The following is a 23280-nucleotide window of genomic DNA, read 5'->3' as shown; positions in this document are numbered from 1 at the left end:
ACGGTACCGCCGCCGCCCGCGACCGGCTCCCCGGGCCGCCGGTCGCGGGCGGCGCCGTCCCGCTCCGGCGGCCGTCGGCACCAGAGCACTTCGCGACAGCAACGGGTAGGGGAAGGGCGAGCGGGTAGGGGGAGGCCATGGGCACCGAGAAGCACACGGGGGAGCGGCAGGCGACCGGGCTGTGGTGGTGGGCGGCCCCCAGCCTGCTGCTGCTGACGGGGCTGACCGTCTGGGGCGTGGCGCGCTACCCCGATCTTCCCGATCGCATCCCCCGGCACATCGGCCCGGGCGGCGTGGACGCCTGGGGCGAGCGCGGGGTGGCCCTGGCCTTCGTGCCCGTCTTCGTCTACGCGGGGCTGACCGTGCTGATGATCGGCTGCGCCTGGTCCGCCCTCAGGACGACGCCGCTGGACCGGATGCCGCCGCCGGAGAGCCCCTGGGCCGCGGCGGCCGCCGTCTCCGGCAACCGCCCGGCCAACGCGGCCTCCGCGCGCCGGCTGGCCAGGGCGCTGCTGCTGTGCAACGCGCTGCTCGGCCTCGCCTTCCTGCCGATGGCGTGGGTGCAGTGGCGGGCGGAGGAGCAGGAGGCGGTGGCCTGGTGGCTGCTGGCCGGGCCGCTGCTCTGCCTCGTGCTGTCGCTGGTGCCGCCCCTCCTGGCCGCCTGGCGGGACGCGGGGGAGCGGCGCGCGCTCAGGGAACACCGCCGAGCGGCCTGAACGCACGGTCCGGGAGGGCCGCCTGCCGCGCCACCGCCTCGCCGACCTCGGCGGAGACCAGCCATCCCCACTCCACCTGGTCCCTCGGCAGCCGCGCCGCCAGCGCGCCCTCCGCCAGCGCCAGCAGCCGCGCCGCCACCTCCCCCCGTGCCTCGGGCGCGCCCCCGACGAGCCCGCTGCGCCACGGCCAGTCGCCCAGGGGGCCGCCGGGCCCCTCGGCGACCACCGACGCCTCCGTGGCGACCACCTCGCCGTCCTCCGCCAGCGCGAACCCCCAGCCGCCCCCGGTGCGCAGCAGCGTCAGAGCCCGCGTCCCGCGCGCGACCCGGCGCAGCGCCCCCACCCGCGCGTCCGGCACCCCGACGCTCTCCACCGCGTAGGCCCAGCCCTCGTGGAGCCCGGCCCGCGCCACGGAACGCCCCCACTCCAACCGCCCCTGCGCCTGCTCGGCCGCCGCCGGGTCCCGCCGCCGGAACGCCAGCGGGTCGGCGCCCATCCGCGTCAGCAACTCCCTGGGCGCCAGCCGGCGCGCGAACGTCACCCGGAACCCCTGCTCGCAGAGGGAGTCCAGCCAGCACCCCGAATCCGTCACACTCTGTCCATCAGTCATGCGCGTATCGTGACACGAGCCACTGACAACGGAGCCGCGACCGGCCCTCGTTGGCCGCGCGCCCTTCGCGCCCCGGTCCGCGCCGCCGCGTCAACCGATTCCGACGCTTCCCACGTTCGTATGAGGCATCTCGTTTCTCCCCGCCCAACACCGCCCGCGCGCCCGATAGTTGGGGCGTCACCCGGGAAGTGCACCCGGGTGGTGCCCGACGGGGCTCGCCCCGACGAGTCGCCGCGACCAAGAAGGTGGGATGCTCATGCGCGAAGAGGCCGTGAACCGGGTCCGGGTCGTCTTCTCCCTGCTCGACGCCGACGGCAACGGCGTGCTGGAGTCGGCGGACTTCGACCTGATGGCCGACCGGGTGATGGCGGCGGCGCCGCGCTCCACCGACGAGGAGCGGGAGGCGCTGCGCCTCTCGTTCCGCCGCTACTGGACCACGCTGGTCTCCGAGCTGGACACCGACGGTGACGGCCGGGTGGACTTCCAGGAGTACACCGCCTGCGTCCTGACGCCCGAGCGGTTCGAGCCCACCATCGCCGCGTTCGCCCGCGCGCTGACCAGGCTCGGCGACCCGGAGGGGCAGGGGCTGGTCGCCCGGGACGACTTCATGGCGCTGATGACCGCGATCGGCTTCGCCCCGGAGAACATCACCGCGCTCTTCGACGCCTTCGGGCCCTCCCCGGACGACCGGATCGAGGCCGCCGTCTGGGAGGACGAGATCATCGCCTACTACGCGCCCGACAAGGCGGGTATCCCCGGCGACCGCCTCGCGGACGGCGTGGCCTCCTGACCGTGTCGACGGAGAGTCCGCCGATGGCCGAGGCCAAGCCCCCGGCCGCCGCGCACGGCGTGGCCAGGACGGCGCTGCTGGTGGCGGCGGCCCGGGCGATCGAGACGCACCGGGCCGACGCCCTCGCCGCCGACCCCTACGCCGAGCACTTCGTACACGCCGAACCCACCTGCGCCGACTGGCCCCTGCGGCCGGAGCGGGTGGCGGGCGGCGAGGCCGATCCGCTGTGGGGGCGGCTCGGCCGCTACTTCGGGCTGCGCACCAGGGTCGTCGACGACTTCCTGCTGGGCGCGGCCCGGGCCGGCGTCCGGCAGGTGGTCCTGCTGGGCGCCGGCCTCGACACCCGCGCCCACCGCCTGCCCTGGCCCGCCGGCCGCACCGTCTACGAGCTGGACCGCCGGCCGGTGCTGGCGTTCAAGGCCCGGGTGCACGCCGCCCTTCCGCCCTCGGCGCCCGCCCCCGACGAGCGGGCGCGGCGCGTGGCCGTCCCCGTCGACCTGGCCGGCCCCTGGGAGAGCGCGCTGACCGACGCCGGCTTCGACCCGGGCCGGCCGACCGCCTGGCTCGCCGAGGGGCTGCTGCTCTACCTGCCGGAAGCCGCCGAACGTCGACTCGTCGACACCGTCGACCGGTTGAGCGCGCCGGGCAGCGCCTTCTTCTACGAGATCAAGCGCCCCGAGCCGCCGGAGGTCAGGGCCGACGCCATGTACACCCGGGCCGTCCGCGACGCCGGTGTCGACCTGCTGGCGCTCTTCGCGCCGGGCCCGCGCCCCGACTCCGTCGCCGACCTGGTCGCGCGCGGCTGGTCGGCGACGGCCCACTCCCCGTTCACCTTCGCCCGCCGCCACGGCCGGGGCCCCCGCGAGATCCCCCACGACCCGCTGGCGGCCAACCGCTGGGTCCTCGCCCACCGTTCCAGGTCCGAAAGCCGGGGGCCGAGCGCGGCGGGCCGTCCGGCGGCGCCGGGTTAACCGTTCGACGCCGGCCCGAGGTTGCGACGATGATGCGTCGGGAACGGCCCCGCCCGACGAGCCTGGAGCGCGACCTTGGGACCCACGATCCGCCATCTGACCTTCGACTGTGCCGGCGAGCCCTACGAACTGGCCGGCTTCTGGGCGGCGTTGCTCGGCCGTTCGATCTCCGCGATCGACGCGCCCGGCGACGACGAGGTGCTGGTGGAGACCCAGGGCGAGGGGCCGGGGCTGCTCTTCGTGCGCGCCGACGCGCGCGGGGCGGTCAGGAGCGGGATCCACTTCGACCTCCGGCCCACCGACCGCACCCGGGCCGAGGAGGTCGCCCGCGCCCTCGACCTGGGCGCCCGCCTCGTCGCCGACCGCACCGGCGCGAGCGGCCGGGGCTGGGTGGTGCTGGCCGACCCGGAGGGCAACGAGTTCTGTGTGGAGGCCGGCGAACGGGACCGCGCGGCGGGTTGACGGGTCACCGGCGTGCGCCCGCCGGGGAGGCCGGCTGCGGCGCGGGCCCGTGCGGCCCGCTACTCCGCGAGCACCGGGGTGTTCTGCGCCATGCGGATGCGCCACCGCCCCTCGGCGTCGCGCATCAGCGTCATCGCGAGAACGCCTTCCATGGGATCACTGCCTTCCGCCAGTCGCTCGGCGCTCTCCCCGACCGTCCGCTGGCGGGCGTGGGCCGCGGCGACTTCGGGTGTGAGAAGGACGATGCTCTCGATGGTGTAGCTCACGGAGATGTCCGCCAGGGGGCCCTCCTCGGCGAAGACGAAGGACTGCGCCCGGTAGAGGTTCTCGGCCCCGAACACCAGGTTGCCGCCGAAGTTGACGAAGATGGTGTCCGGCGTGAAGAGGGCGTTCATGGCGCCGGCGTCGTTCTGGTTGAAGGCGTCTTCGTAACGCGAGACGACCTCGGCGATCTCCCGCTCGTGGCCCGAGCGGTCGGCCTCATCGTTTTCTTGTGTGCTGGTCACGGGAGTTCCTTCTGCTGGGCGGTGCGCTTGTGTCTCCAGGCTGCGACTTCACGTGCACTTGAGGTCAAGGCGTGCCGGGCAGGTTGCTCCGGGCGCCTCGCTCACCGTGTCGGAATACCTTCGCGCCCGGGAATCGTTGACACGGCATGGATGTAGGAGTGGTGCTGTCGGGCACCGATCAGCCGAACTATGTCGACGGGACCGTGGCGCGGGCGCGCGAGGCGCACGAGGCGGGGGTCGGATCGGGGTGGTTGTCGCAGCTGTTCGACTACGACGCGACCTCGCTGGCGGCGGTGGTCGGGCAGGCGGTGCCGGGGCTGACCGTCGGCACCTCGGCCATCCCGGTCTTCGCGCGCCATCCGGTGCTGGTCGCCGGCCAGGCGCTGACGGCCCAGGCGGCGAGCGGCGGCCGGTTCCAGCTGGGGCTCGCGATGGGCGCGAAGGCGCTGGTGGAGAGCGCCTTCGGGATCGAGTACGAGCGCCCCGTCGATCTGCTGGCCGAGTTTCTGACCGCGCTGCGCGCGCTGCTCACGGACGGCACCGCCGACTTCCACGGCGAACTGCTCAGCGCCGCGCCCTCGTTGCCGGTCTCGCTGCCGGGCGCCGAACGGGTCCCCCCGCTGCTGGTGGCGGCGATGGGCCCCCGTGCGCTGCGGGTCACGGGCGAACTGGCCGACATCACCCTGCCGTTCCTCGCCGGGCCCCGGGCGTTGGAGAAGCACGTGGTGCCGGCGCTCACCTCCGCCGCCGAGGCCGCCGGCCGCCCGGCGCCCCGGGTGATCGCGCTGGTGCCGACCGTGGTCACCGAGGAGGCGGAGCGGGTGCGGGAGACCGCCGTGCGGGACCTGGCCTTCTACGAGGCGATCCCCTCGTACCGCCGGGTGCTGGACCTCGGCGGCGCCGAGCGGGCCGGCGAACTGGCGGTCGTGGGCGACGAGGAGGCCGTCGTGGCCGAGTTGCGCCGCTACCGGGACGCCGGGGCCACCGAGGTCGTCCTGTCGCAGACGGCCATGGGCGGCGAGGCCGCGCGCCGGCGCACCTGGCGCCTCGCGGGCGAACTCACCCGGCGGGGCGTTCTCTAGGCGGGCACCGCCTGGGCCCCGCGTTCGCAGCGGTGAGGGGGCTGTTGTGGTCCGCACGATGATTGCAGAGAGACCCTTAGGGGGACCCCGGGGTGCGCACCCCCTCATCGACCGGCCAGCCACCCCGATGGGTTCCGGGCGCCACGCTCCCTAGGGTGCCGTCATGGCATCCGCACATACTCCGTCAGCTCGCCGCCGTTTCCGCACGGCTGCTCTGCTGTCGATCCTGGCGCTCGCCCTTCCCGCCGTCCTGGTAGCCGCCGCCCCGGCGCCCCGGGAGGGCGGGCGCGACGACGGCCTGGCTCCGGTCCAGCGCGCCGCGGACGCCATCGTCGACTTCGGTGTCACGGGGGTGCAGGTCCGGGTGACCGACGCGGACGGCGCGACCCGGACGGTCACCAGCGGCGTCGCCGACGTGACCACAGGGGAGCCTGTCTCCCCGGTCGGCTACCTTCGGGCCGGCAGCGTCACCAAGACGTTCGTCTCCGCCGTGGTCCTGCAACTCGTCGCCGAGGGCCGCCTCACGCTGGAGGACCCGGTCGAGCGATGGCTGCCCGACCTGCTGGCGGGGCCGGACTTCGACGGCCGCGCGATCACCATCCGTCAACTGCTCCAGCACACCAGCGGCCTGGAGGACTACGACGACCCGGAGCTGGGATCGGAGGAGTACTACCGGGAGCACCGTGACGACGTCGCCGACCCGGCGGAGACGGTCGCCGCCACGGTGGCGAACGGGCCGCTCTTCCCGCCGGGCACCGGCTGGGCGTACTCCAACACCGGGTACGTGGTGGTCGGCATGGTGATCGAGGAGGTCACCGGACACCACTGGGCGAAGGAGGTGCACGACCGCCTGATCCGCCCTCTCGGTCTGGCGGACACCTACTGGCCGGGGTACGCGCCCACCCTCCCCGACCCGCACGCGACCGGCTACCAGGTGTTCGAGCCGGGGGGATCGCTGGTGGACGTCACCCGCCTCGTGTTGCCCGAGGCCTCCGGCTCCCTCATCTCCACCACGGCGGACCTGGAGCGTTTCCTGCGTGCGCTGTTCGGCGGCGAGGTGCTGGACGCGCCACAACTGAGGGAGATGCTGCGCACCGTGCCGGTCGCCGGGGAGGGGTACGAGGAAGCCTGGCCGGGCGGGGCCGAGTACGGGCTGGGTGTGTTCCGCGTCGGCTTCACCTCGTGTCCGGGACACTACTGGCACTCGGGGGGCGACGTGGAGGGGGCGATGACCCGCACGGGCATTACGGACAGCGGGCGGCGAAGCGTCAGCGCCTTTCTCTCCACCCAGGTGCGGGACTCGATGGAAAGCCTCGTGGAGCAGAACCACCGCGCGAACGCGCTGCTGGAGTCCGCTCTGTGCGGCGGGGACTGAGCGCGGGCCGGTGACGCCGCGGCTACGCCGCCCGCTCGTCGAAGGTGAAGTCCGCCGCCGCGGCGGCCACCTGGTCGAGGGAGAGCCCGACGGCCGCCGCCAGCGCGGCGATGGTGAAGAAGGCGGGGGTCGGGGCGCGACCGGTCTCGATCTTGCGGAGCGTCTCGGCCGAGACCCCGGCCGCCGCCGCGATCTCCACCATGCTGCGTTCCCCGCGCGCCTCGCGCAGCAACGCGCCCAGCCGTTCGCCGCGTTGCCGTTCCCAGGGGGTCAGAGGTGTGCGCACCATGCCCCGATCGTAGCCCCGCCCCTCACCGTTATACCAATACCGGTACGGTCCCCGGTCAGCTCGGCTCGCGGTCGTAGAGCACCCGTGACCAGGCGTAACCCACCGCCGCCAGCGCCAGGCACCAGCCGACGGCGAGCCAGCCGTGGTGGCCGATCTCCGTGCCGAGCAGCAGCCCGCGCAGCGTCTCGATGGCCGGGGTGAACGGCTGGTACTCGGCGACCGGCCGGAACCACCCCGGCATCGCGTCGACCGGCACGAAGGCGCTGGAGACCAGCGGCAGCAGGATCAACGGGGTCGCGTTGTTGCTGGCCGCCTCGGCGGTCGGGCTGCCCAGGCCCATCCCGACCGCGACCCAGGTGAACGCCAGCGCGACCAGCGCCAGCAGGCCGAGCGCCGCGCACCACTCCAGCACGGTGGCGTCCGTCGCGCGGAAGCCGACGGCCACCGCGACGGCGCCGACCAGCACCACGCTGGCGACCGCCTGGAGCACGCTCCCCGCGACGTGTCCGAAGAGCACGGAGCCGCGGTGGATCGCCATCGTGCGGAACCGCGCGACGATGCCCTCCGTCATGTCCGTGGCGACGGAGACGGCGGTGCCGACCAGGGTGCTGCCGATGGTCATCAGCAGGATGCCGGGAACGACGTAGGCGACATAGTCGGAACGGTCGCCGCCGCCCGCCCCCGCGCCCATGCCGGAGCTCATCACGTCGCCGAAGACGTAGACGAAGAGGAGCAGCAGCATGACGGGCGTCAGCAGCAGGTTGAGCGTCAGGGACGGATAGCGGCGGGCGTGCAGCAGGTTGCGCCGCAGCATGGTGGTCGCGTCGCGGGTAGCGAGGGTGAGGGCGCTCATCGGGTGGCCTCCCGTTGCTCGGCCGTGGGTGAGGTCAGGGCGAAGAAGACGTCGTCGAGGTCGGGGGTGTGCACGGTCATCCCGTCCGCCTCGACGCCGGCGGCGTCCAGCCAGTCGAGGAGCGAACGCAGCTCCCGCTGGCCGCCGTCGCAGGGCACCCGCAGCGTCAACGCCTCGCCGTCCGGCGCGGCGCCGTCGCGCAGTGCCTCGGCGGCGGAACGGTAGGCGTCGGGGTCGGTGAAGCGGAGCCGCACATGGCCGCCGGGGACCAGGCGCTTCAGCTCGGCGGCCGTGCCCTCGGCGGCGATCACGCCGTTGTGCAACACGGCGATCCGGTCGGCCAGTTCGTCGGCCTCCTCCAGGTACTGCGTGGTGAGGAAGACGGTCACGCCGTCGGCGACCAGTTCCCGGACGACCTCCCACATGCCCTGCCGGGAGCGCGGGTCCAGGCCGGTCGTCGGCTCGTCGAGAAAGACGACCCGTGGGTTTCCGACCAGGGTCATCGCGATGTCCAGGCGGCGCCGCATCCCGCCGGAGTAGCTCTGCGCCGGGCGGAAGGCGGCCCCGGTCAGGTCGAACCGTTCCAGCAGCGCGGCCGCCACCCGCCGTCCCTCGCGCCGGGGCAGCCGGTGGAGGTCGGTCATCAGCAGCATGTTCTCCCAGCCGGTGATCAGCCCGTCCACGGCGGAGAACTGCCCGGTGACGCCGATCGCCGCGCGCACCCGCTCCGGGGCGGAGGCCAGCGAGTGGCCGGCGACCTGGGCGAGTCCGCCGTCGGCGCGGACCAGGGTGGTCAGGATCCGCACGGTGGTGGTCTTGCCCGCGCCGTTCGGTCCGAGCAGCGCGAAGACCGTGCCGGCGGGGATGCGCAGGTCGACGCCGTCGAGTACGGCACGCCCGCCGTAGGACTTGCGCAGGCCGACGGCGGAGACGGCGGGTGGGGGAGCGGGGTCCGGAGTGGACGTGGGCATGACAGATGAAGGCATGGGCCCTCCCCGTGTGAAGGGGTGTGGATGGTCGGGTCTTCCGGGGCGGTGACGGGGCGGCAACGGGGCGGTGACGGGTCGCTCAGGGGCGGGCGCGGAGGATGTGGATGGTGCCGACCCGGCTGCGGGCGCGGATGCTCACCGTCTCCTCCGCGCCGGCCGGGCTGTCGGTCGCGGCGAGGGTGTTGCGCACCTGCCCCACGGCGGAGCTGGCGTCGAGCCAGGCCGCCGTGCCCTCCCGGACGCCGACCTCGATGGCGCCGTGCGCGGTGCCCAACTCGACCGTGCCCCGGACGACTTCGCCGATCCGCAGCGAGCCGTGCGTGGTGGTGGCGGTGACCGAGTCCTCGGCGCGGCCGATGTCGACGCCGCCGGTGGTGCTGTTCACCCGCAGCTCGCCGGTGACGGCGGCGAGGGTGGTGGTGCCGTGCGAGTTCTTCAACGTCGCCCGGCCGTCGATCAGCCCGACGCGCAGCGAGCCGGAGCTGGTGGTGATCTCGGCGTCGCCCTCGATCCGGTCCACCGCGACCGAACCGTGGGCGGCGGTCAGGTGCAGCGGGCCCGAGGTCTCCAGCCGGGTGTCGCCCAGCGAGGTCTTTCCCCGCACCTCGCCCAGCCGGCCCTCGCCGAAGACCTGGAGCCAGGCGCCGGTCACCTCGACGCGCGAACCGGTCGGCAGCTCCACCGTCACGTCGACGGTGCCGGTGCGTCCGACGCGGTAGCGCGGCCTGGGCGTTCTGACGAGCAGCACGCCGCTGGCGTGGGTGACCTCCGTCTGCTCGGCGGCCCGCACGTCCAGGTCCCTGCCCGGGGCGCGGGGGCGCACCTCGACGACGGTGTCGGCACGGTCGGTGGCGACGAAACGGATCGAACCCGCCTCCACATGGGCGGTGGCGGCGACGGGCTCTGGGGTGTCGAAAGTAGGCATGGCGGTACCGTCCTCGTGGGTCCTGGAAGCGTCCCCGCTGGTCGGGGCCGTGTGAGTGGTGCGCGTTGAGTGGTGTGCGTGGGGGTGTGCCGTTGGTGTGCGTCGGAGGCGGTGTGCGCTAACGCACCCAGCCGGTGATGCTCTGGCCGACGGTCATGGTCCGCTCGGCGGGGCGCGGCCGGTGGCCGCCGTCGAGCGCCGCCGCGACGGCCCGCACCAGCCAGGCGTTGACCGAGAGCCCCTCCTGGCCCGCGGCCTCCTCCGCGCGGGTCTTGAGGTGGGCGGGCAGGCGCAGGTTGACGCGGGCGGTGCCCCCGTCGTCGCCCTCGCCGGGGCCGGGGGCGGGCGAGGAGGGTCTGAACTGCTCGGCGGACGCGGGCCGTTCGGTGGGGGCGGGGTCGCTCGGCGGGGGCGTGACGACGAAGTCGGGGTCGAGCCCCCGCAGCCGGACGTCCACCGAGCCGGGGGCGAGATCCCTGGTGATCTCGTCCGTGGCCGCGGAAAGCGCGTTGAGCAGGGTCAGGCGGGTCGCCGACTCCAGCGGCGCGGTCAGCCGCTCGGCCAGCTCGCGCGCCTCGTCGCCGCCGGCCTCGGCGGCCACCGCCAGCTCGCGGCGGAGGGCGTCGACATACGGGGTGAGGTCCATGGCGCCATCATGGCATCACTTTGGCGCCAAGCGCTAGTCGCTTGGTGGTGCCAGATGGCGCTGGATGGCGCCAGATGGTGTCGGGTGATGTCGCGTGGCGCCAGGGTGGGGTGACTGCCGCGGCCCGGTGGGTGGCGCGGGAACCGCGCGGATGCCGAGTGGCGGGGGAGTCGACCGCGGTGCGGCACCGGCCGGACGGGCCGTCGGCGTGCGCCGGGTGGGTGGGGGAACGCGCGGGGCGGGTCGCGCGTTCTTCGCGCGGGGAGAGCCGACGCCAAGGAGGAGATCCCGTTGACCGTGCCGCTCCGCGTGACCGTGTGGAACGAGAACGTCCACGAGACCACCGAGCCCGCCGTCGCCGCGCGTTATCCCGAGGGCATCCACGGGGCGATAGCCGACGGCCTCGCCGAGCGGCTGCCGGGCGCCGAGATCCGCACCGCCACCCTGGAGCAGCCGGAACACGGCCTGACCGAGGAGGTGTTGGCCGCGACGGACGTGCTCACCTGGTGGGGGCACGCGGCCCACGACCGGGTCTCGGACGCGGTCGTGGACCGGGTGCGGCGCCATGTGCAGGGCGGCATGGGGCTGCTGGTGCTGCACTCCGGGCACTACTCGAAGATCTTCACCACCCTGCTGGGCACCACCTGCTCCCTGGACTGGCGCAACGGCGAGGACCGCGAGCTGGTCTGGACGGTCGCGCCCACGCATCCGATCGCCGAGGGGGTGCCCAGCCCGATCGTCATCCCGCAGCAGGAGATGTACGGCGAGCACTTCGACATCCCGGCCCCTGACGAGCTGGTCTTCATCAGCTCCTTCAGCGGCGGCGAGGTCTTCCGCTCCGGCTGCACGTTCACCAGGGGCCACGGGCGGATCTTCTACTTCAGCCCCGGCGACCAGGAGTTCCCCGTCTACCACCATCCGCACGTGCTGCGGGTCCTGGCCAACGCCACCCGCTGGGCGGCCCAGCCGGACCGGCCCCGTGCCGCCCCGGCCCTTCACCAGCGGCCCGAGCCCGACTGGTTCCTGGACGACTAGGCGCGCGGGCGGCGGGCGGCGGTCACCCGGAGAGGTCGACGACCAGCTGGTCCAGGCAGGCGTTCCAGCCCTTCTCGGCGCTCATCGCGGTGGCGAAGTCGTGCGGGACGTGGATGAGGACCAGCAGGCAGCCCGCCGGGTCGTCGTGCAGCTCGATGCGGAGGTGGTCGTCCGCCGCGGGGCCGTCCTCCCCGCCCCCGTGTTCGTCGAAGGCGAGGAGCCGGGGCGGCTCCCAGGCGGTGACCGTGCCGTTCAGCACGGTGTCCTCGCCGTTGTCGAAGACGATCCGGCCGCCGACGCGCGCGTCGAGCGCGGTGACCCGCATGGGGTACCAGGTGCTCAGTCGGGCCGGTTCGGAGACCGCGCGCCAGACGGCCTCCACGGGGCGGGGCAGCCGGCGCTCGACGCGCAGGGCGGGACGGCCCTCGTGGGTGATGGTGCTCATGGTCGCTCCTCGGGGGGCGGTGCGGCCTCCCCGGCGGGACCGGGGGGCTCTGGGGTCTCGGGGGTCTCGGGGATGGTGTCCAGATGCCGTTCCAGCAGGTCGAGTCGCTCCTCCCAGAGTCGGCGGTAGGGGGCCAGCCAGGCGTCCAGCTCCGCCAGCGGCTCGGGCCGCAGCGTGTAGAGCCGCGACTGGGCCCGCACCCGCGAGGTCGCGAGGCCGGCGTCGCGCAGCACTCGCAGGTGCTTGGAGACCCGGGGCTGGCTGATTGCCAGGGCGTCGACCAACTCGCCCACGGAACGCGGACGTTCGCGGAGCAGGTCGAGTATCAGCCGGCGCGTGGGGTCGGCCAGCACTTCGAACGGCGGGGGCATGGGCTCAGTATGCCCGCATGGTTATATGCCGTCCAGGGCATCCTCGAGGGGGTGGCGTGCGCCCGGTGGTCCCGGTCGTTCCGGGAACGGACGAAGATGTCCTCTGAGTGGCGAAAGTTATGGACAGGTTCGATCAAAGTCCTTACGTTGCCGTGCAGATGGGTCTGTTACGAGTACATGACACACGCGTGTCGCCGTGCTCGACGACGGCCCACGGCACCCGCCAAGCGGCAGGAGGACACGGTGAAAAGACGGCAGACGCGGCGCGCCCGCAGACGTGCGGTGGGAGTGCTGCTCCCCGCGCTGCTCCTCGGCGGACTCGCGGCGCCGGGCAACGCGGCGCCGCGCGACGCGGCGGACATCCCCCCGCAGGAGCCCGGGGTCACCCTGCGCAGCTTCGACGTGGGATCACCACTGGAGCAGCTGTGCACGCTGAAGGCCGGTCAGACCCCCAACGTCGACAAGTTGATGCCCGTCATCGACTGGCAGTCGACCGAGGACTTCGGCCTTGAGGACTACTTCGTCTCCCAGGTCATCGGCAACATCAACGTCCCCGAGGACGGCGACTACGCCTTCCGCCTCATCAGCGACGACGGTTCGCGGCTGACGATCGGCGACCAGCTGGTCATCGACCACGACGGCCTCCACTCGGCCGAGCCCAAGGACGGCAGCGTCCAGCTCACCGCCGGCTACCACTCCCTGCACATCGACTACTTCGACGCCTCCGCCGAGCAGCAGCTCACCCTCCAGTGGCGGCCGCCGGGCGCCGGGGACTTCGTCACCGTGCCCAACGACGTGCTGTCCACCGACGCCGACGTGGTGCGGGTCACCGCGCCGGGCCAGAAGGAGTGCGAGGGCGGCGCAGACTCCCCGGGCGACGGGCTGCCGTTGGACTCCGTCCACCCCTCCTACGACCTGACCGACCTGCGCCCCGAGGGCTTCGAGCCGCAGGTCTCCGCCATGGACTGGCTCCCCGACGACCGGCTGGCCATCGCCACCTGGGGCGGCACCGACAACGTGGCCGGCGAGGTCTACCTGCTGGAGAACGTCACCGGCGCCACCGGTCCCGAGGACGTCACCTACACGCGGATCGCCGAGGGCCTCAACGAGCCGATGGGGATCAAGTGGGTCGACGACTCCCTCTACGTCTCGGAGAAGCACCAGTTGACCAGGCTGGTCGACGAGGACGGTGACGAGGTCGCCGACACCCACGAGACGGTCGCCGAGTGGCCCTACGGCGGCAACTTCCACGAGTTCGCCTTCGGGATGCTCTACGAGGACGGCCACTTCTACCTCAACCTGTCGGTCGCCATCGACCTCGGCGGCGCCACCACCGACCCGCAGCCGGCGCCCGACCGGGGCACCACCATCAGCGTCGACAAGGACACGGGCGAGGTCGACTACCTCGCCGGCGGGCTGCGCACCCCGCACGGCATCGGCTGGGGCCCGGAGGGCGAGATCCTGGTCACCGACAACCAGGGCGGCTGGCTGCCCTCGTCCAAGCTGCTCCACATCGAGCAGGACGCGTTCTTCAACCACTACATGAACCCGCCGGGCCCGTTCGACGACAACCCGGTCACCAAGCCGGTGCTCTGGCTGCCGCAGAACGAGATCGGCAACTCGCCCAGCACCCCGGTCACCCTCACCGAGGGGCCCTTCGCCGGACAGGTGCTGATCGGCGACGTCACCTACGGCGGTCTCCAGCGCGCCTCCCTGGAGAAGGTCGACGGCGCCTACCAGGGCGCGCTCTTCCGCCACACCCAGGGCCTTGAGGCCGGCGTCACACGGGTCAGCATCGGCCCGGACGGCGCGATCTACACCGGCGGCCTCGGCGCCGGCGGCAACTGGGGCCAGGAGGGCAAACTCGACCACGGGCTCCAGAAGTTGACCCCGAACGGCGACAGCGCGTTCGACATCCATGACATGCGCGCCACGCCCGACGGGTTCACGCTCAGCTACACCGAGCCGCTCTCGCAGGAGACCGCCGACGCGCTCGCCGACTCCTACCGCGTCGACCAGTGGCGTTACGAGCCGACCGCCGACTACGGCGGGCCCAAGCTGGACGAGGAGACGCTTCGCGTCACCGGCGCCGAACTCTCCGAGGACGGCACCGAGGTGACCCTGACCATCGACGGCCTCAAGCCCGACCGGGTCGTCCACGTGCAGTCCCCGCGCCCCTTCAGCTCCGCCGACGGCGAGACGCTGTGGAGCACGGAGGCCTGGTACACGCTCAACGCCCTCCCGCAGGGCTGAGCCCCCGGGCGACCGCCTGCCCCCCCGCCCCGGCCGCCGCCGCCGTCGTCGTGCGGCGGTCGGGGCGGTCGGGGCGGCCGGGCGGCGGTCGGGGTGGCCGGGCGGCTCAGCGGCGGTCCTCGGCCAGGGTGTGGGCGACCAGCGCGTTGGCGTGACCGTGCCCCAGCCCGTGCTCCGTCTTCAGCCAGGAGACCAGCTCGCCGTGCCGGCCGAGCGGCGAGGCGCGGATCAGCGCCTGCCACTCGCCCACCGGGCGGCCGTACGTCCGCTCGATGCTCGGAAAGTAACTGGCGGGTCCCTTCGCCGGGTTGGCCATGGCCCTGCTCCCTCGTCCTCGGGTGGCGACTGCTCACCCTTCCGACCGGCCGGCGGCGCGGAACTGAGCGGCCCGCCCCTGTGACCCCGCTCACACCCGCCGCGCGGCCGTCCGTGTGACCTGCCGGCGACCGGACCCGGTCCGCGCCCCGCACGGCTCGCTCCGACTCTAGGGTGGCGGGGATCACGAGGCGAGGTCTGAGGTGGCCCAGATGACGGAGTCGGAAGTCGATTACGCGGCGGTCTACCGTGCGTATCCCGCGCCGGTCGCGCTGCTGCGCCCGGATCTGACCTACGTCGAGGTGAACGACGCCTACGCGCGCACCGCGGGCCGGAGCAGGGAGCAACTGCTCGGCCGCACCTTCGACGAGGTGTTCCCCGACAACCCCGAGGAGGGCGACCCCAGCGGCACGCGCAACCTGCGGCTCTCCCTGGAGCGGGTCGCGGCCACCGGCCAGACCGACCCGATGGCGATCCAGCGCTTCGACGTGCGCCCCGAGGAGGGCGCGGAGGGCTTCGCCGAACGCTACTGGAGCGTCGTCAACGCCCCCGTCCTGGACGAGCACGGGAAGGTGCGGCTGCTGCTCCACCGGGTGGAGGAGGTCACCGACCTGATCACGAGTGAACGGGCGCCGCGCGGCACGGCGGCCGGGGAACGGGGGCGCCGGATGGAGTCCGACGTCCTCAGCAGGGCAGGGGAGTTGCAGGCCAGCAACGAGCGGCTCCGCGCGGCGCACGCCCAGGAGCAGGAGGTGGCGCTGAGCCTCCAGCGGTCCATGCTGCCCCCGACCGACCTGCGGCTGTCCCACGACTCGGCGGTGCGCTACCGGCCGGCCAGCGCCGTGATGAACGTCTGCGGGGACTGGTACGACATCATCGAGTTGAGCGAGGAGCAGATCACCCTCGCCGTCGGCGACGTGGTCGGCCACGGGCTGGAGGCCGCGGGCGTCATGGGGCAGCTGCGCAGTGCGCTCAGCGCGGTCGCCCGTGCCTCGGGAAGCCCCTCCCGGTCGCTGGACGTGCTCGACCTCTACGCCCGCTCGGTGCCGGGGGCCCAGTCCACCACCGTGGTCAAGCTCTTCGTGGACTGGGGCAGTCACACCCTCACCTACGCCAGCGCGGGCCATCCGCCGGCCGCGCTGGCCAGGACCGACGGCCGTGTCGACTTCCTCGACCAGGCCGTCAACCCGCCGCTCGCCGCGCTCCCGACGCACGGGGACGCGGTCGAGGCGTCGACGTCGTTCCGCGCGGGGGACGTACTGGTCACCTACACCGACGGCCTGGTGGAGCGGCGCGACGAGGACATCGACCGGGGGCTGCAGCGGCTGGCCGACGCGTTGCGGCGCCACCGCCACGAGGACGCCGAGTCGCTGGCCGACGCGCTGCTGGCCGACATGCTGCCCCCGGAGGGCACCGAGGACGACACCGCGCTGGTCATCCTGCGGCTCTGACGGCCGGCGCGGGGAGGGCGGCCTCGCGTCGGCCAACCCGCCTTCGGCGCGCGATCATTGGTACAGACCGATTGGTACAGACCAACCCCTTGACGCTCCCTCGCGCTGCTTCTTCAATTACTCGTGGTTCCCCCCGCGTGACCCCGCGCACCGCGCACCGTCCCGAGAGAAGGATTGGCATGAGCATGATTGACAGATGGCGGCGCGGCCTCCGCGCCGCAGGCTTCCTGGCCGTCGCCACGCTCCTGGCCGGACTGCTCAACGCGCTGCCCGCCTCGTCGGCGACCGCCACCGACCCGGTCGGCGCCGAGGACGTCCGCCCGACCGCGTTCCCGGTCTCCGAGGCGCAGTTCAACGAGATGTTCCCGAACCGGAATCCCTTCTACACGTACCAGGGCCTGACCGCGGCGCTCAGCTCCTACCCGGACTTCGCCAACGCCGGCGGCGAGACCATCGCCCGCCGGGAGGCCGCCGCCTTCCTCGCCAACGCCAGCCACGAGACCGGCGGCCTGGTCCACATCGTGGAGCAGAACGAGGCCAACTACCCGCACTACTGCGACCCCAGCCAGCCCTACGGCTGCCCCGCCGGGCAGGACGCCTACTACGGCCGCGGCCCGATCCAGCTGAGCTGGAACTTCAACTACAAGGCCGCGGGCGACGCCCTCGGCATCGACCTGCTGAACAACCCCTGGCTGGTCCAGGAGGACGCGGCCGTCGCCTGGCGCACCGCGCTGTGGTACTGGAACACCCAGAGCGGCCCGGGCACGATGACCCCCCACGACGCCATCGTGAACGAGGTCGGCTTCGGGGAGACCATCCGCGCCATCAACGGCTCGATCGAGTGCAACGGCGGCAACCCCGGCCAGGTGCAGAGCCGGATCGACACCTTCACGCGGTTCTCCGCGATCCTCGGCGTCGACCCGGGCGGCAACCTGTCCTGCTGACCGCTCGGCCGTTCGACCGTGCCACCGGCACACGTGCCGCCGGTACACGTGCCATCGGCACACCGAACCCGCCGTCCGCCACCCCCTCAGGTGGCGGGCGGCGCCGTGCGTCGGCGCCGCACCGGTCAGCAGGGGGGCGCCCTCGCACCGCCGCCGGCGGGCGTTCGTTCCCGTGAGCGAGGCGCTCACCCTTCGGGGTGCATCCCGGCCGCTTGGCGCCCCAACTCCCTTGCCCGGCACCCACGATGGGGAACGTGAACGTCTCCCCTCACGTCCCGGCCACTCCCGGCGCGAGCGTCACCGCCCGCGCGCCCGCGCGTTCTCCGGCGCACCGGGCGGTCGCCGGGCGCCTGCTGGCAGAACTGCCCCCGTCCGCCCGCCGCGAGGTGCAGGACGTCGTCGACTGGGCCGGCCCCGTCGCGCTCCCGCTGACCGACGAGCGCACCGTCCAGTCCGCCTGCGGCATCGCCCAGGTGCACGGCCGCGCCTCGGGCACGCCGGAACACCTCGCCGTTCCCTACGCCGCCACGGTGGCCGGCGTCCTCACCGCGCTGGGCGTCCACGCCGCGCTGCTCGCCCGCCGACGGGGCCTGGCGCTGCGCCGGGTCACCACCTCGGTCGCGCAGGGCGCGCTGCTCTCCCTCACCCAGTACCTGGCGGCCGCCACCGCGCCGGAGGACCCGGCCGACGACCCGGCTCCCGGCGGGGCGAGCCTGGTCTCCGCGGACGGCGTCACCTGCGAGATCGAGACCCTCGCCCCGGACGCCTGGCGGGAGTTCTGGCGTCGGCTCGGCGTGGAGCCCGCGCTCGCCGGACGCGGCTGGGCGCCGTTCCAGCAGCGGTTCGCCACCGGGAGCTGCCCGTTGCCGCCCGAGCTGCGCCGGGCGGCCAACGCCCACCCGCTGACCGACCTCGCCGAGGCGGCGCGGGCCGCCGGCCTCAGCCTGGTCGCGCTCCCCGACGACCCCGACCCGTCGGGACTGCCGGCGCCGCTGCGCACCGCGTGCGCGCCGGGGCGCGCGCGGAGGGAACTGCCCGCCGCCGAGGGCGCGTTGCCGCTGAGCGGGTTGCAGGTGGTCGAGGTCACCAACCGCGTGCAGGGCCCGCTCGCCGGCCATCTGCTGCGGCTGCTCGGCGCCCGCGTGCTGCGCGTCGAACCGCCGGGCGGCGACCCGATGCGCGGGCTGCCCCCGCTGGCCGGCGGCGTGTCGGCGCGGTTCGCCGCGCTCAACGCCGGCAAGTCCGTCGCCGAGATCGACCTGGCGACCCCGGCCGGCCGCCGCGCCGTCGCCGAACTCGCCGCCGGGGCCGACGTCTTCCTCCACAACTGGCCGCCGGGCCGCGCCGAGCGGCTCGGCCTCACCGCCGCCGACCTGTGGCGGGTGCGTCCCGGGCTGGTCCACGCCGCCGCCTCCGGCTTCGGCGACGCCTTCGGACGCGCGGTGCCGCCCATCGGCACCGACTACCTCGCCCAGGCCCACGGCGGCCTCGCCGCCGCGCTGCGCCCCGCCGGCCACGCGCCGACGCCCTCCCTGATGACCCTCACCGACGTGCTCGGCGGGGCGCTCTGCGCCCATGGCGCGGTCTCCGCGCTGCTGCGCCGCGCCGGCGCGGGGAGGGGCGCGCGCGTGGAGTCCTCGCTGCTCTCGGCCGCCGCGCTCGTCCCGCGCCCCCGCGCGCGGGCGGTCCTGACCCCGTTGGACCAGCCGCTGCGCACCGCCGACGGCTGGCTCGCGCTGCCCGCCGACGCCGCCGCCGACCCGGCCCGACTCGCCCGCGTCACCGGAGTGTTGACGCGCGCGCCGGGCGCGGTCGCGGAACGTTTCACCACCCGCGCCACGGAGGAGTGGCGCGCGGCGCTCGCCGAGGCGGGCGTCGCCGCCGTTCCCGTGGTCACCGAGCTGCCCGCCCTGGCGCGTGACCCCGCGTTCCGCGCCGCCGTCGCCCCCGCACCGCCCGGCGGCCACGCCCGCCCCCGCACCCCTTGGACCTTCTCGTGACCGCGCCCGCCGTACCCACCGCGCCCGCCGCCCCCGCCGCGTCCGCCGAACCGGCCGTGCCGACCGTGCCCGTCTGGACGAGCCGTGCCGGGCTCGCCCTCCCCGACCTGGTGCCGCTCGCCGAGCGCCGCTCCTGGGTCGCCGGGGGCCTGTGCCCCGACCGCGATGTGGCCGCCCTCTTCCGGGAACGCGTCGCCGCCCATCCCGCCCGGCAGGCGGTCGTCGAGGCCGGCGACCCGCCGGGCGGCGGCTGGGACTACGCCACCCTGGACGCCGAGGTCCGCCGGATCGCCGCCCTGTTCACCGAGGCCGGGCTCGGCGCCGGTGACGTGGTGGCGCTGCGGCTGCCCAACGGCCGCGCCGCCGTCGCCGCCGAGCTGGCGGTCTACGCGATCGGCGCGGTCGCGCTGCCCTACCCGCCGGGCGGCGGGCGCCGCGACACCCTCGCGTTGCTCGGCCGTGCGCGCGCCGCCGGCGCGGTGTTCGCCGAGCACTCGGACCTCGCGCTCGCCGACCGACTTCCCACCCTGCGCGCCGTCTTCACGACCGACGAGGCACCCGCCGGGCGTGCGGGGGGCGTGCGCTGGCTGGGCGCGCCGGCGCGCACGCGGTGGCGGCCGGGGGCCGTCGATCCGACGGCGCCCGCGCGGCTGATGGTCTCCTCCGGCTCGGAGGCCGAGCCCAAGATGGTCGCCTACTCCCACCACGCGATGGGCGGCGGCCGGGCCCGCTATCTGCGGGCCCTCACCCCCGACCCCGGGCCCAGGCGCCATCTGGTGCTGGTGCCGCTGGGCTCCTCGTTCGGCTCCTGCGGGGTGCTCACCGTGGCGGCGCTCGGCGGAACGCTGCTGGTGCTGCCCGCGTTCGACCCGGCCGAGGCGCTGCGGGCGGCGAGCGCGCACCGCGCCACCCATCTCTTCGCCGTCCCGACCATGCTCCGCCGGATCGCCGAACGGCCGCCGTCGCCGGGCGAGGACCTGTCGACCCTGGTGGCCACGGTCTCCAGCGGCGCCGAACTCCCTCCCGCCACCGCCGAGGTGACCGAGCGCCGCCTCGGGAGGCCGGTGATCACCGTCTATGGCTCCTCCGACGGCGTCAACTGCCACACCCGCGCCACCCCGGCGGCGCCCGCCGGGTTCGTCGGCGTCCCCGACCCGGCGGTGGTCGCCGTGCGGATCGTCGGCCCCGACGGTCGGGAGCTCCCGGCGGGGGAGCCGGGCGAGATCCAGGCCCGGGGGCCGATGACCCCGCTCTGCCACCTCGGCGAACGGGCGGACGACGCCCGCCACCGCACCCCCGACGGCTGGGTCCGCACCGGCGACCTCGGCCGACTGGACGCGCGCGGACGGCTGTTCCTCCTCGGCCGGCTGCGGAACGTCGTGATCAGGGGCGGCTACAACATCAGCCCCGCCGAGGTCGAACGCCACCTCGCCGCCCACCCCGACGTCGCCGAGGTCGCCTGCGTCCCGGTCCCCGATCCCGACCTCGGCGAACGCCTCTGCGCCTGCGTCCGCCCGGCCCCCGGCGCACCGCCGCCGACGCTGGCCGCGCTCCAGGCGTTCCTGCGCGACACACGGGGGCTGGAGCGGCGCAAGCTCCCCGAACTGCTGCTGCCCGTCGCCGAGATGCCACACGGTCCGACCGGCAAGGTCTGCCGCAGGACCCTCACGGCTCGCGCGGCGGAACGTTGACCTGGACCGGGGGCTCCGGCAGCCAGTCGCGTGCCGGGTCGTACTCCAGCCAGCGGCCGCGCCCCGCCTCCCGGGCGCAGGCGGCGGCGAGCCCCTGGCCCGACTGGCGCCGCGGGGGCGCTGTCTCTCCGTCCCGCACGGCGACCACCTTCTGGGGAACGCGCGGCCCGACTGGTTGCCGCGCCTCGGCGACCATCTCGCGCACGCGCTCGCCGCCCTCGGCCGGGCGTAGTCCGACAGACGGCCGGTGGACGGTCCGGGGCCGGGACCGCGCGGGGCACGGGTGGCGGGGTCGGTCGCACGACTCGCGCGCGCGGCCTGGTGGGTCGTCGTGCTCGGCCCGGTCCCCGGTGGCTCGCGCGGTTCCCCGCAGCCCGCTTCGCCGGTGGGCGGCGCTGTGTCCCTGGCGGGGCGCGGAGGACGGCGGCATCGCGCCGTGCACGCGGGGGCGCCCCGCGTCACCGTGTCCGCTGGGCCTCGCGGAGCTCGTCGAGCCAGGCGAGGCCCAGCGCGCGGCCGTCGGGGAGGCGGTCGTCGCGGTCCCAGCGCCAGGCGCTGATCACCGCCAGCACCAGGCTCCGGCAGGCGCGCAGCAACTCCCGGTCCACGCCCGGGTACTCCTCGCCGACGCCGGGCGGAGCGTGGGCGAGGTCGAACTCCACGGGGCCTCGGCAGCAGGTCTCCAGGTCGATGAAGAGCGGCCCGCGTGCGGTGGCGAGCAGGTTCCCCGGGTGCGGTTCGCCGTGCAGCAGTTGGTCGGGGCCGCCCCGCTCGGCGACCGCGCGGCCCGCGTTCCGCAGCGTGTCGCTCAACAACTCACGGTCGGCCTCGGCCAGTTCCGGCGTGCGGGCGCGGTCGGCGACGAGCGCGCTGGCGTACGCGACCCGCTCGGAGAAGTGCGGTGCCGCGACATCCACGGCGCGCATCCCGGCGTGCAGCCGCGCGAGTGCGCCGGCGTACTCGGTCGGGGAGAGGACGGGCGGGGGCGAGGGAGGCGTGTAGTGGGTCCAGAACGTGACGACGAACCCGTCGCGCTCGGGGGCCCCCGGCGCGACCCGGGGGTCGGGCGCGCCCACCGGGCACCCGGCGTCGACCAGCCGTCGGGCGAGGTCGATCTCCCACCGCGCGACCCGCCGCGCCTCCTCCCCCGCCTCTCCCGGCCCGGCGACGGCGACCCGGGCCAGGACGTCGCAGGGCAGCAGCCGCAGCGTCAGCTTGTTGGAGTCCTGGAGCACGATCGCCTCGTCCGCCGCCAGCCCGAGCGCGCCGGCGATCCCCCGGGCCGCGTCGCTCGCGCGTCGCCCCGTCGCAGCCTCCACCGTGACCTCCTCTGTCGCCCGCCCCGTGCGGACCGGCGCACGCTACCAAGCCGACCGGGAACGCCGCCCCGGGTTTTCCGGCGGCGTGCCCCGGCCGGCGGGCCGCGGCGGGAAGCCGGCCCGGCTACGGCAGGAAGCGGTGGACGGCGCGCACCAGCGCCGCCTCCTCGGCCGCCGCGTCCCGGTGGTCGAAGTGGCCCGCCGTCAGGGCGAAGAGCCGGCGCGGCCCGGCCAGCGCCCGGAAGACCGCGAACTGCCCCGGCGGTGGCACCGCGGGGTCGAGGAACGCGGCCCCCACCAGCGTCGGGATCCGCAGTCGTGAGGCGGCGGTCGCGGCGTCGAAGTACCGCAACACCTTCGCGACGCCCGGCCGTTCGCGATGCAGCCGGCGAACCGCCTCGCCGCTGCCGACGCAGGGCAGGGTCAGCCGCAGCGGATGGGCTCCGAAGCTGGGAACGGTCAACGCGGCGGCCGTGAACCGCGCGTCCCACGGCAGCGCCAGCGGCCCGATGCCGCCGCCGAAGCTGGTGCCCAGATAGCTCAGCCGGGCGGCGGCCTCCGGCACCAGCTCCAGCAGCGCGGTCGCCGCGCACCACACGTCGGCCGCACAGTCCCCGTGCACATAGGTGTCGCGCGCCGCGATCCCGTGCAGCACATGGGCGTCCGAGGTCTCCGGGATGTCCGGGAAGCGGCTGAGGTCGGGCAGCCCGCGCAGCACCGGCCAGAGGGTGGCCGCGCCGGGGGGCGCCAGCGCGGGCTCCGGGCGTGCGCGCCCCCCGTAGCCGTGCGTGGCGACGCAGCCCCTGGTGACCGGGCCGGAGGCGGGCAGGGTCAGCCAGCCGCCGAGCCGCCGGCCGCCCACCGAGCCGAACTCCACCCGGTGCGTGCGGTGCCGCGCGTCCCGCGCCACCTCGGGCCCGAGCCGGGGCGCGACCCGCGCCTCGCGCGCCCGCGCGAAGCGCCGGCGCCAGAACGCGTCGAAGTCCTCCGGCGGCGCGGGGGCGTCCACCGTCAGCAGCGCGTCGGGCGGGCAGCCGTAGGTCGGGTCGAAGTCGAAGGGGTGGTCCTCGCGCAGCCGCCCCACCCGGCGCGCGGCGCGCTCCCACGCGCCCCGGAACACCTCGCCCCCGCCGTCCACCTCGCGGTCCTCCGCCACCGCACGTTCCCCTTCCACCGCACGTTCCCCTTCCACCGCACGTTCCCCTTCCACCTCGCGCTCCCCTTCCACCTCGCGCCGCCGTG

24 protein-coding genes and 1 pseudogene are annotated in these 23280 nt (G+C 74.8%); 12 read left to right on the top strand and 13 right to left on the bottom strand.

The genetic code is table 11. From position 1 onward, the window contains the following. Positions 1–137: 137 nt before the first annotated feature. On the top strand, positions 138–716 hold the full coding sequence (locus tag CRP51_RS20545; RefSeq protein WP_097232757.1) for a DUF1648 domain-containing protein: 579 nt from the start codon (positions 138–140) through the stop codon (positions 714–716). On the opposite strand, the gene CRP51_RS20540 is transcribed toward CRP51_RS20545, so the two are convergent. Beyond that, positions 691–1326: a hypothetical protein gene (locus tag CRP51_RS20540; RefSeq protein WP_141514633.1), complete on the bottom strand. Its 636-nt coding sequence runs from the start codon at positions 1324–1326 to the stop codon at positions 691–693. The genes CRP51_RS20545 and CRP51_RS20540 overlap by 26 nt on opposite strands. A 256-nt stretch (positions 1327–1582) precedes the next feature. On the opposite strand from CRP51_RS20540, the gene CRP51_RS20535 reads away from it, so the two are divergent. The 3 genes from CRP51_RS20535 (at position 1583) to CRP51_RS20525 (ending at position 3549) form a co-directional block, all read left to right on the top strand. Beyond that, positions 1583–2116, top strand: a complete 534-nt coding sequence (locus tag CRP51_RS20535; protein WP_097232867.1) for an EF-hand domain-containing protein — start codon at positions 1583–1585, stop codon at positions 2114–2116. Between the two features lie 23 nt (positions 2117–2139). Beyond that, positions 2140–3087, top strand: a complete 948-nt coding sequence (locus CRP51_RS20530) for an SAM-dependent methyltransferase (protein WP_097232755.1) — start codon at positions 2140–2142, stop codon at positions 3085–3087. 75 nt (positions 3088–3162) lie between these two features. Next, positions 3163–3549: a VOC family protein gene (locus CRP51_RS20525; protein ID WP_097232754.1), complete on the top strand. Its 387-nt coding sequence runs from the start codon at positions 3163–3165 to the stop codon at positions 3547–3549. Positions 3550–3608: 59 nt separating this feature from the next. On the opposite strand, the gene CRP51_RS20520 is transcribed toward CRP51_RS20525, so the two are convergent. Then, the gene (locus CRP51_RS20520; protein ID WP_097232753.1) at positions 3609–4055 is read right to left on the bottom strand and encodes an SgcJ/EcaC family oxidoreductase; all 447 of its coding nucleotides are present in this window, start codon (positions 4053–4055) and stop codon (positions 3609–3611) included. A gap of 146 nt (positions 4056–4201) precedes the next feature. Here CRP51_RS20520 and CRP51_RS20515 point away from each other — a divergent pair, with 146 nt between their 5' ends. Continuing rightward, positions 4202–5137: a TIGR03564 family F420-dependent LLM class oxidoreductase gene (locus CRP51_RS20515; protein ID WP_097232752.1), complete on the top strand. Its 936-nt coding sequence runs from the start codon at positions 4202–4204 to the stop codon at positions 5135–5137. 163 nt (positions 5138–5300) lie between these two features. Continuing rightward, entirely contained in the window at positions 5301–6512 is a 1212-nt protein-coding gene (locus tag CRP51_RS20510) for a serine hydrolase domain-containing protein (protein ID WP_097232751.1), read from the top strand. Between the two features lie 22 nt (positions 6513–6534). On the opposite strand, the gene CRP51_RS20505 is transcribed toward CRP51_RS20510, so the two are convergent. The 5 genes from CRP51_RS20505 to CRP51_RS20485 form a co-directional block, all read right to left on the bottom strand. Then, positions 6535–6801: a helix-turn-helix domain-containing protein gene (locus tag CRP51_RS20505; protein ID WP_097232750.1), complete on the bottom strand. Its 267-nt coding sequence runs from the start codon at positions 6799–6801 to the stop codon at positions 6535–6537. Positions 6802–6856: 55 nt separating this feature from the next. Continuing rightward, on the bottom strand, positions 6857–7654 hold the full coding sequence (locus CRP51_RS20500; RefSeq protein ID WP_097232749.1) for an ABC transporter permease: 798 nt from the start codon (positions 7652–7654) through the stop codon (positions 6857–6859). After that, positions 7651–8640 (bottom strand): ATP-binding cassette domain-containing protein, encoded by a 990-nt coding sequence (locus CRP51_RS20495; protein ID WP_097232748.1) that lies wholly within the window; start codon positions 8638–8640, stop codon positions 7651–7653. The genes CRP51_RS20500 and CRP51_RS20495 overlap by 4 nt, the downstream gene beginning before the upstream one ends. An 82-nt stretch (positions 8641–8722) precedes the next feature. Further along, the gene (locus CRP51_RS20490) at positions 8723–9568 is read right to left on the bottom strand and encodes a DUF4097 family beta strand repeat-containing protein (protein ID WP_097232747.1); all 846 of its coding nucleotides are present in this window, start codon (positions 9566–9568) and stop codon (positions 8723–8725) included. 118 nt (positions 9569–9686) lie between these two features. After that, positions 9687–10214 (bottom strand): hypothetical protein, encoded by a 528-nt coding sequence (locus CRP51_RS20485; RefSeq protein ID WP_097232746.1) that lies wholly within the window; start codon positions 10212–10214, stop codon positions 9687–9689. Positions 10215–10511: 297 nt separating this feature from the next. On the opposite strand from CRP51_RS20485, the gene CRP51_RS20480 reads away from it, so the two are divergent. Continuing rightward, complete coding sequence (locus CRP51_RS20480) at positions 10512–11249, top strand: ThuA domain-containing protein (RefSeq protein ID WP_245880720.1); 738 nt, start codon at positions 10512–10514, stop codon at positions 11247–11249. Positions 11250–11271: 22 nt separating this feature from the next. On the opposite strand, the gene CRP51_RS20475 is transcribed toward CRP51_RS20480, so the two are convergent. Further along, the gene (locus CRP51_RS20475; RefSeq protein ID WP_097232744.1) at positions 11272–11694 is read right to left on the bottom strand and encodes an SRPBCC domain-containing protein; all 423 of its coding nucleotides are present in this window, start codon (positions 11692–11694) and stop codon (positions 11272–11274) included. Beyond that, positions 11691–12065, bottom strand: coding sequence for an ArsR/SmtB family transcription factor (locus CRP51_RS20470; protein WP_097232743.1), 375 nt, complete (start codon positions 12063–12065; stop codon positions 11691–11693). Before CRP51_RS20470 ends, CRP51_RS20475 begins: the two co-directional genes overlap by 4 nt. Positions 12066–12308: 243 nt before the next feature. Here CRP51_RS20470 and CRP51_RS20465 point away from each other — a divergent pair. Then, a pseudogene (locus tag CRP51_RS20465) lies at positions 12309–14309 on the top strand (PA14 domain-containing protein); the annotation flags it as partial. A gap of 115 nt (positions 14310–14424) precedes the next feature. On the opposite strand, the gene CRP51_RS20460 reads toward CRP51_RS20465, so the two are convergent. After that, positions 14425–14634 carry a DUF4287 domain-containing protein gene (locus CRP51_RS20460; protein ID WP_097232741.1) on the bottom strand — a complete coding sequence of 70 codons (210 nt, stop codon included), beginning with the start codon at positions 14632–14634 and terminating at the stop codon, positions 14425–14427. A 211-nt stretch (positions 14635–14845) separates the two neighbouring features. On the opposite strand from CRP51_RS20460, the gene CRP51_RS20455 reads away from it, so the two are divergent. From CRP51_RS20455 to CRP51_RS20440, 4 genes are all read left to right on the top strand, one after another. Next, the gene (locus tag CRP51_RS20455) at positions 14846–16084 is read left to right on the top strand and encodes a PP2C family protein-serine/threonine phosphatase (protein ID WP_097232866.1); all 1239 of its coding nucleotides are present in this window, start codon (positions 14846–14848) and stop codon (positions 16082–16084) included. 179 nt (positions 16085–16263) lie between these two features. Continuing rightward, the gene (locus CRP51_RS20450; RefSeq protein WP_245880707.1) at positions 16264–17028 is read left to right on the top strand and encodes a chitinase; all 765 of its coding nucleotides are present in this window, start codon (positions 16264–16266) and stop codon (positions 17026–17028) included. Positions 17029–17282: 254 nt separating this feature from the next. Next, entirely contained in the window at positions 17283–19028 is a 1746-nt protein-coding gene (locus tag CRP51_RS20445) for a CoA transferase (protein ID WP_212615946.1), read from the top strand. Then, positions 19025–20719: a class I adenylate-forming enzyme family protein gene (locus tag CRP51_RS20440; protein WP_342749082.1), complete on the top strand. Its 1695-nt coding sequence runs from the start codon at positions 19025–19027 to the stop codon at positions 20717–20719. Before CRP51_RS20445 ends, CRP51_RS20440 begins: the two co-directional genes overlap by 4 nt. Here the strand turns inward: CRP51_RS20440 and CRP51_RS28175 are convergent. From CRP51_RS28175 to CRP51_RS20425, 3 genes are all read right to left on the bottom strand, one after another. Then, positions 20694–20858 (bottom strand): hypothetical protein, encoded by a 165-nt coding sequence (locus tag CRP51_RS28175; RefSeq protein WP_212615957.1) that lies wholly within the window; start codon positions 20856–20858, stop codon positions 20694–20696. The two genes, CRP51_RS20440 and CRP51_RS28175, sit on opposite strands and share 26 nt — an antisense overlap. A gap of 319 nt (positions 20859–21177) precedes the next feature. After that, positions 21178–22038 carry a phosphotransferase gene (locus tag CRP51_RS20430; protein ID WP_097232738.1) on the bottom strand — a complete coding sequence of 287 codons (861 nt, stop codon included), beginning with the start codon at positions 22036–22038 and terminating at the stop codon, positions 21178–21180. Between the two features lie 124 nt (positions 22039–22162). Continuing rightward, entirely contained in the window at positions 22163–23122 is a 960-nt protein-coding gene (locus CRP51_RS20425) for an acetylxylan esterase (protein ID WP_097232864.1), read from the bottom strand. Positions 23123–23280: the final 158 nt, after the last annotated feature.

The organism is Streptomyces zhaozhouensis, assembly GCF_900230195.1.
Classification (GTDB): Bacteria; Actinomycetota; Actinomycetes; order Streptomycetales; family Streptomycetaceae; genus Streptomyces; species Streptomyces zhaozhouensis.
The sequence above is the reverse complement of the archived record's forward strand: the minus strand, read 5'-3'. Positions and strand labels throughout refer to the sequence as shown.

Coding starts and splice junctions, on each gene's coding strand:
- CRP51_RS20545 (WP_097232757.1), top strand. CDS start 138: ATGGGCACCGAGAAGCACACGGGGGAGCGGCAGGCGACCGGGCTGTGG.
- CRP51_RS20540 (WP_141514633.1), bottom strand. CDS start 1,326: ATGACTGATGGACAGAGTGTGACGGATTCGGGGTGCTGGCTGGACTCC.
- CRP51_RS20535 (WP_097232867.1), top strand. CDS start 1,583: ATGCGCGAAGAGGCCGTGAACCGGGTCCGGGTCGTCTTCTCCCTGCTC.
- CRP51_RS20530 (WP_097232755.1), top strand. CDS start 2,140: ATGGCCGAGGCCAAGCCCCCGGCCGCCGCGCACGGCGTGGCCAGGACG.
- CRP51_RS20515 (WP_097232752.1), top strand. CDS start 4,202: ATGGATGTAGGAGTGGTGCTGTCGGGCACCGATCAGCCGAACTATGTC.
- CRP51_RS20510 (WP_097232751.1), top strand. CDS start 5,301: ATGGCATCCGCACATACTCCGTCAGCTCGCCGCCGTTTCCGCACGGCT.
- CRP51_RS20505 (WP_097232750.1), bottom strand. CDS start 6,801: ATGGTGCGCACACCTCTGACCCCCTGGGAACGGCAACGCGGCGAACGG.
- CRP51_RS20500 (WP_097232749.1), bottom strand. CDS start 7,654: ATGAGCGCCCTCACCCTCGCTACCCGCGACGCGACCACCATGCTGCGG.
- CRP51_RS20495 (WP_097232748.1), bottom strand. CDS start 8,640: ATGCCTTCATCTGTCATGCCCACGTCCACTCCGGACCCCGCTCCCCCA.
- CRP51_RS20490 (WP_097232747.1), bottom strand. CDS start 9,568: ATGCCTACTTTCGACACCCCAGAGCCCGTCGCCGCCACCGCCCATGTG.
- CRP51_RS20485 (WP_097232746.1), bottom strand. CDS start 10,214: ATGGACCTCACCCCGTATGTCGACGCCCTCCGCCGCGAGCTGGCGGTG.
- CRP51_RS20475 (WP_097232744.1), bottom strand. CDS start 11,694: ATGAGCACCATCACCCACGAGGGCCGTCCCGCCCTGCGCGTCGAGCGC.
- CRP51_RS20470 (WP_097232743.1), bottom strand. CDS start 12,065: ATGCCCCCGCCGTTCGAAGTGCTGGCCGACCCCACGCGCCGGCTGATA.
- CRP51_RS20460 (WP_097232741.1), bottom strand. CDS start 14,634: ATGGCCAACCCGGCGAAGGGACCCGCCAGTTACTTTCCGAGCATCGAG.
- CRP51_RS20455 (WP_097232866.1), top strand. CDS start 14,846: ATGACGGAGTCGGAAGTCGATTACGCGGCGGTCTACCGTGCGTATCCC.
- CRP51_RS20450 (WP_245880707.1), top strand. CDS start 16,264: ATGAGCATGATTGACAGATGGCGGCGCGGCCTCCGCGCCGCAGGCTTC.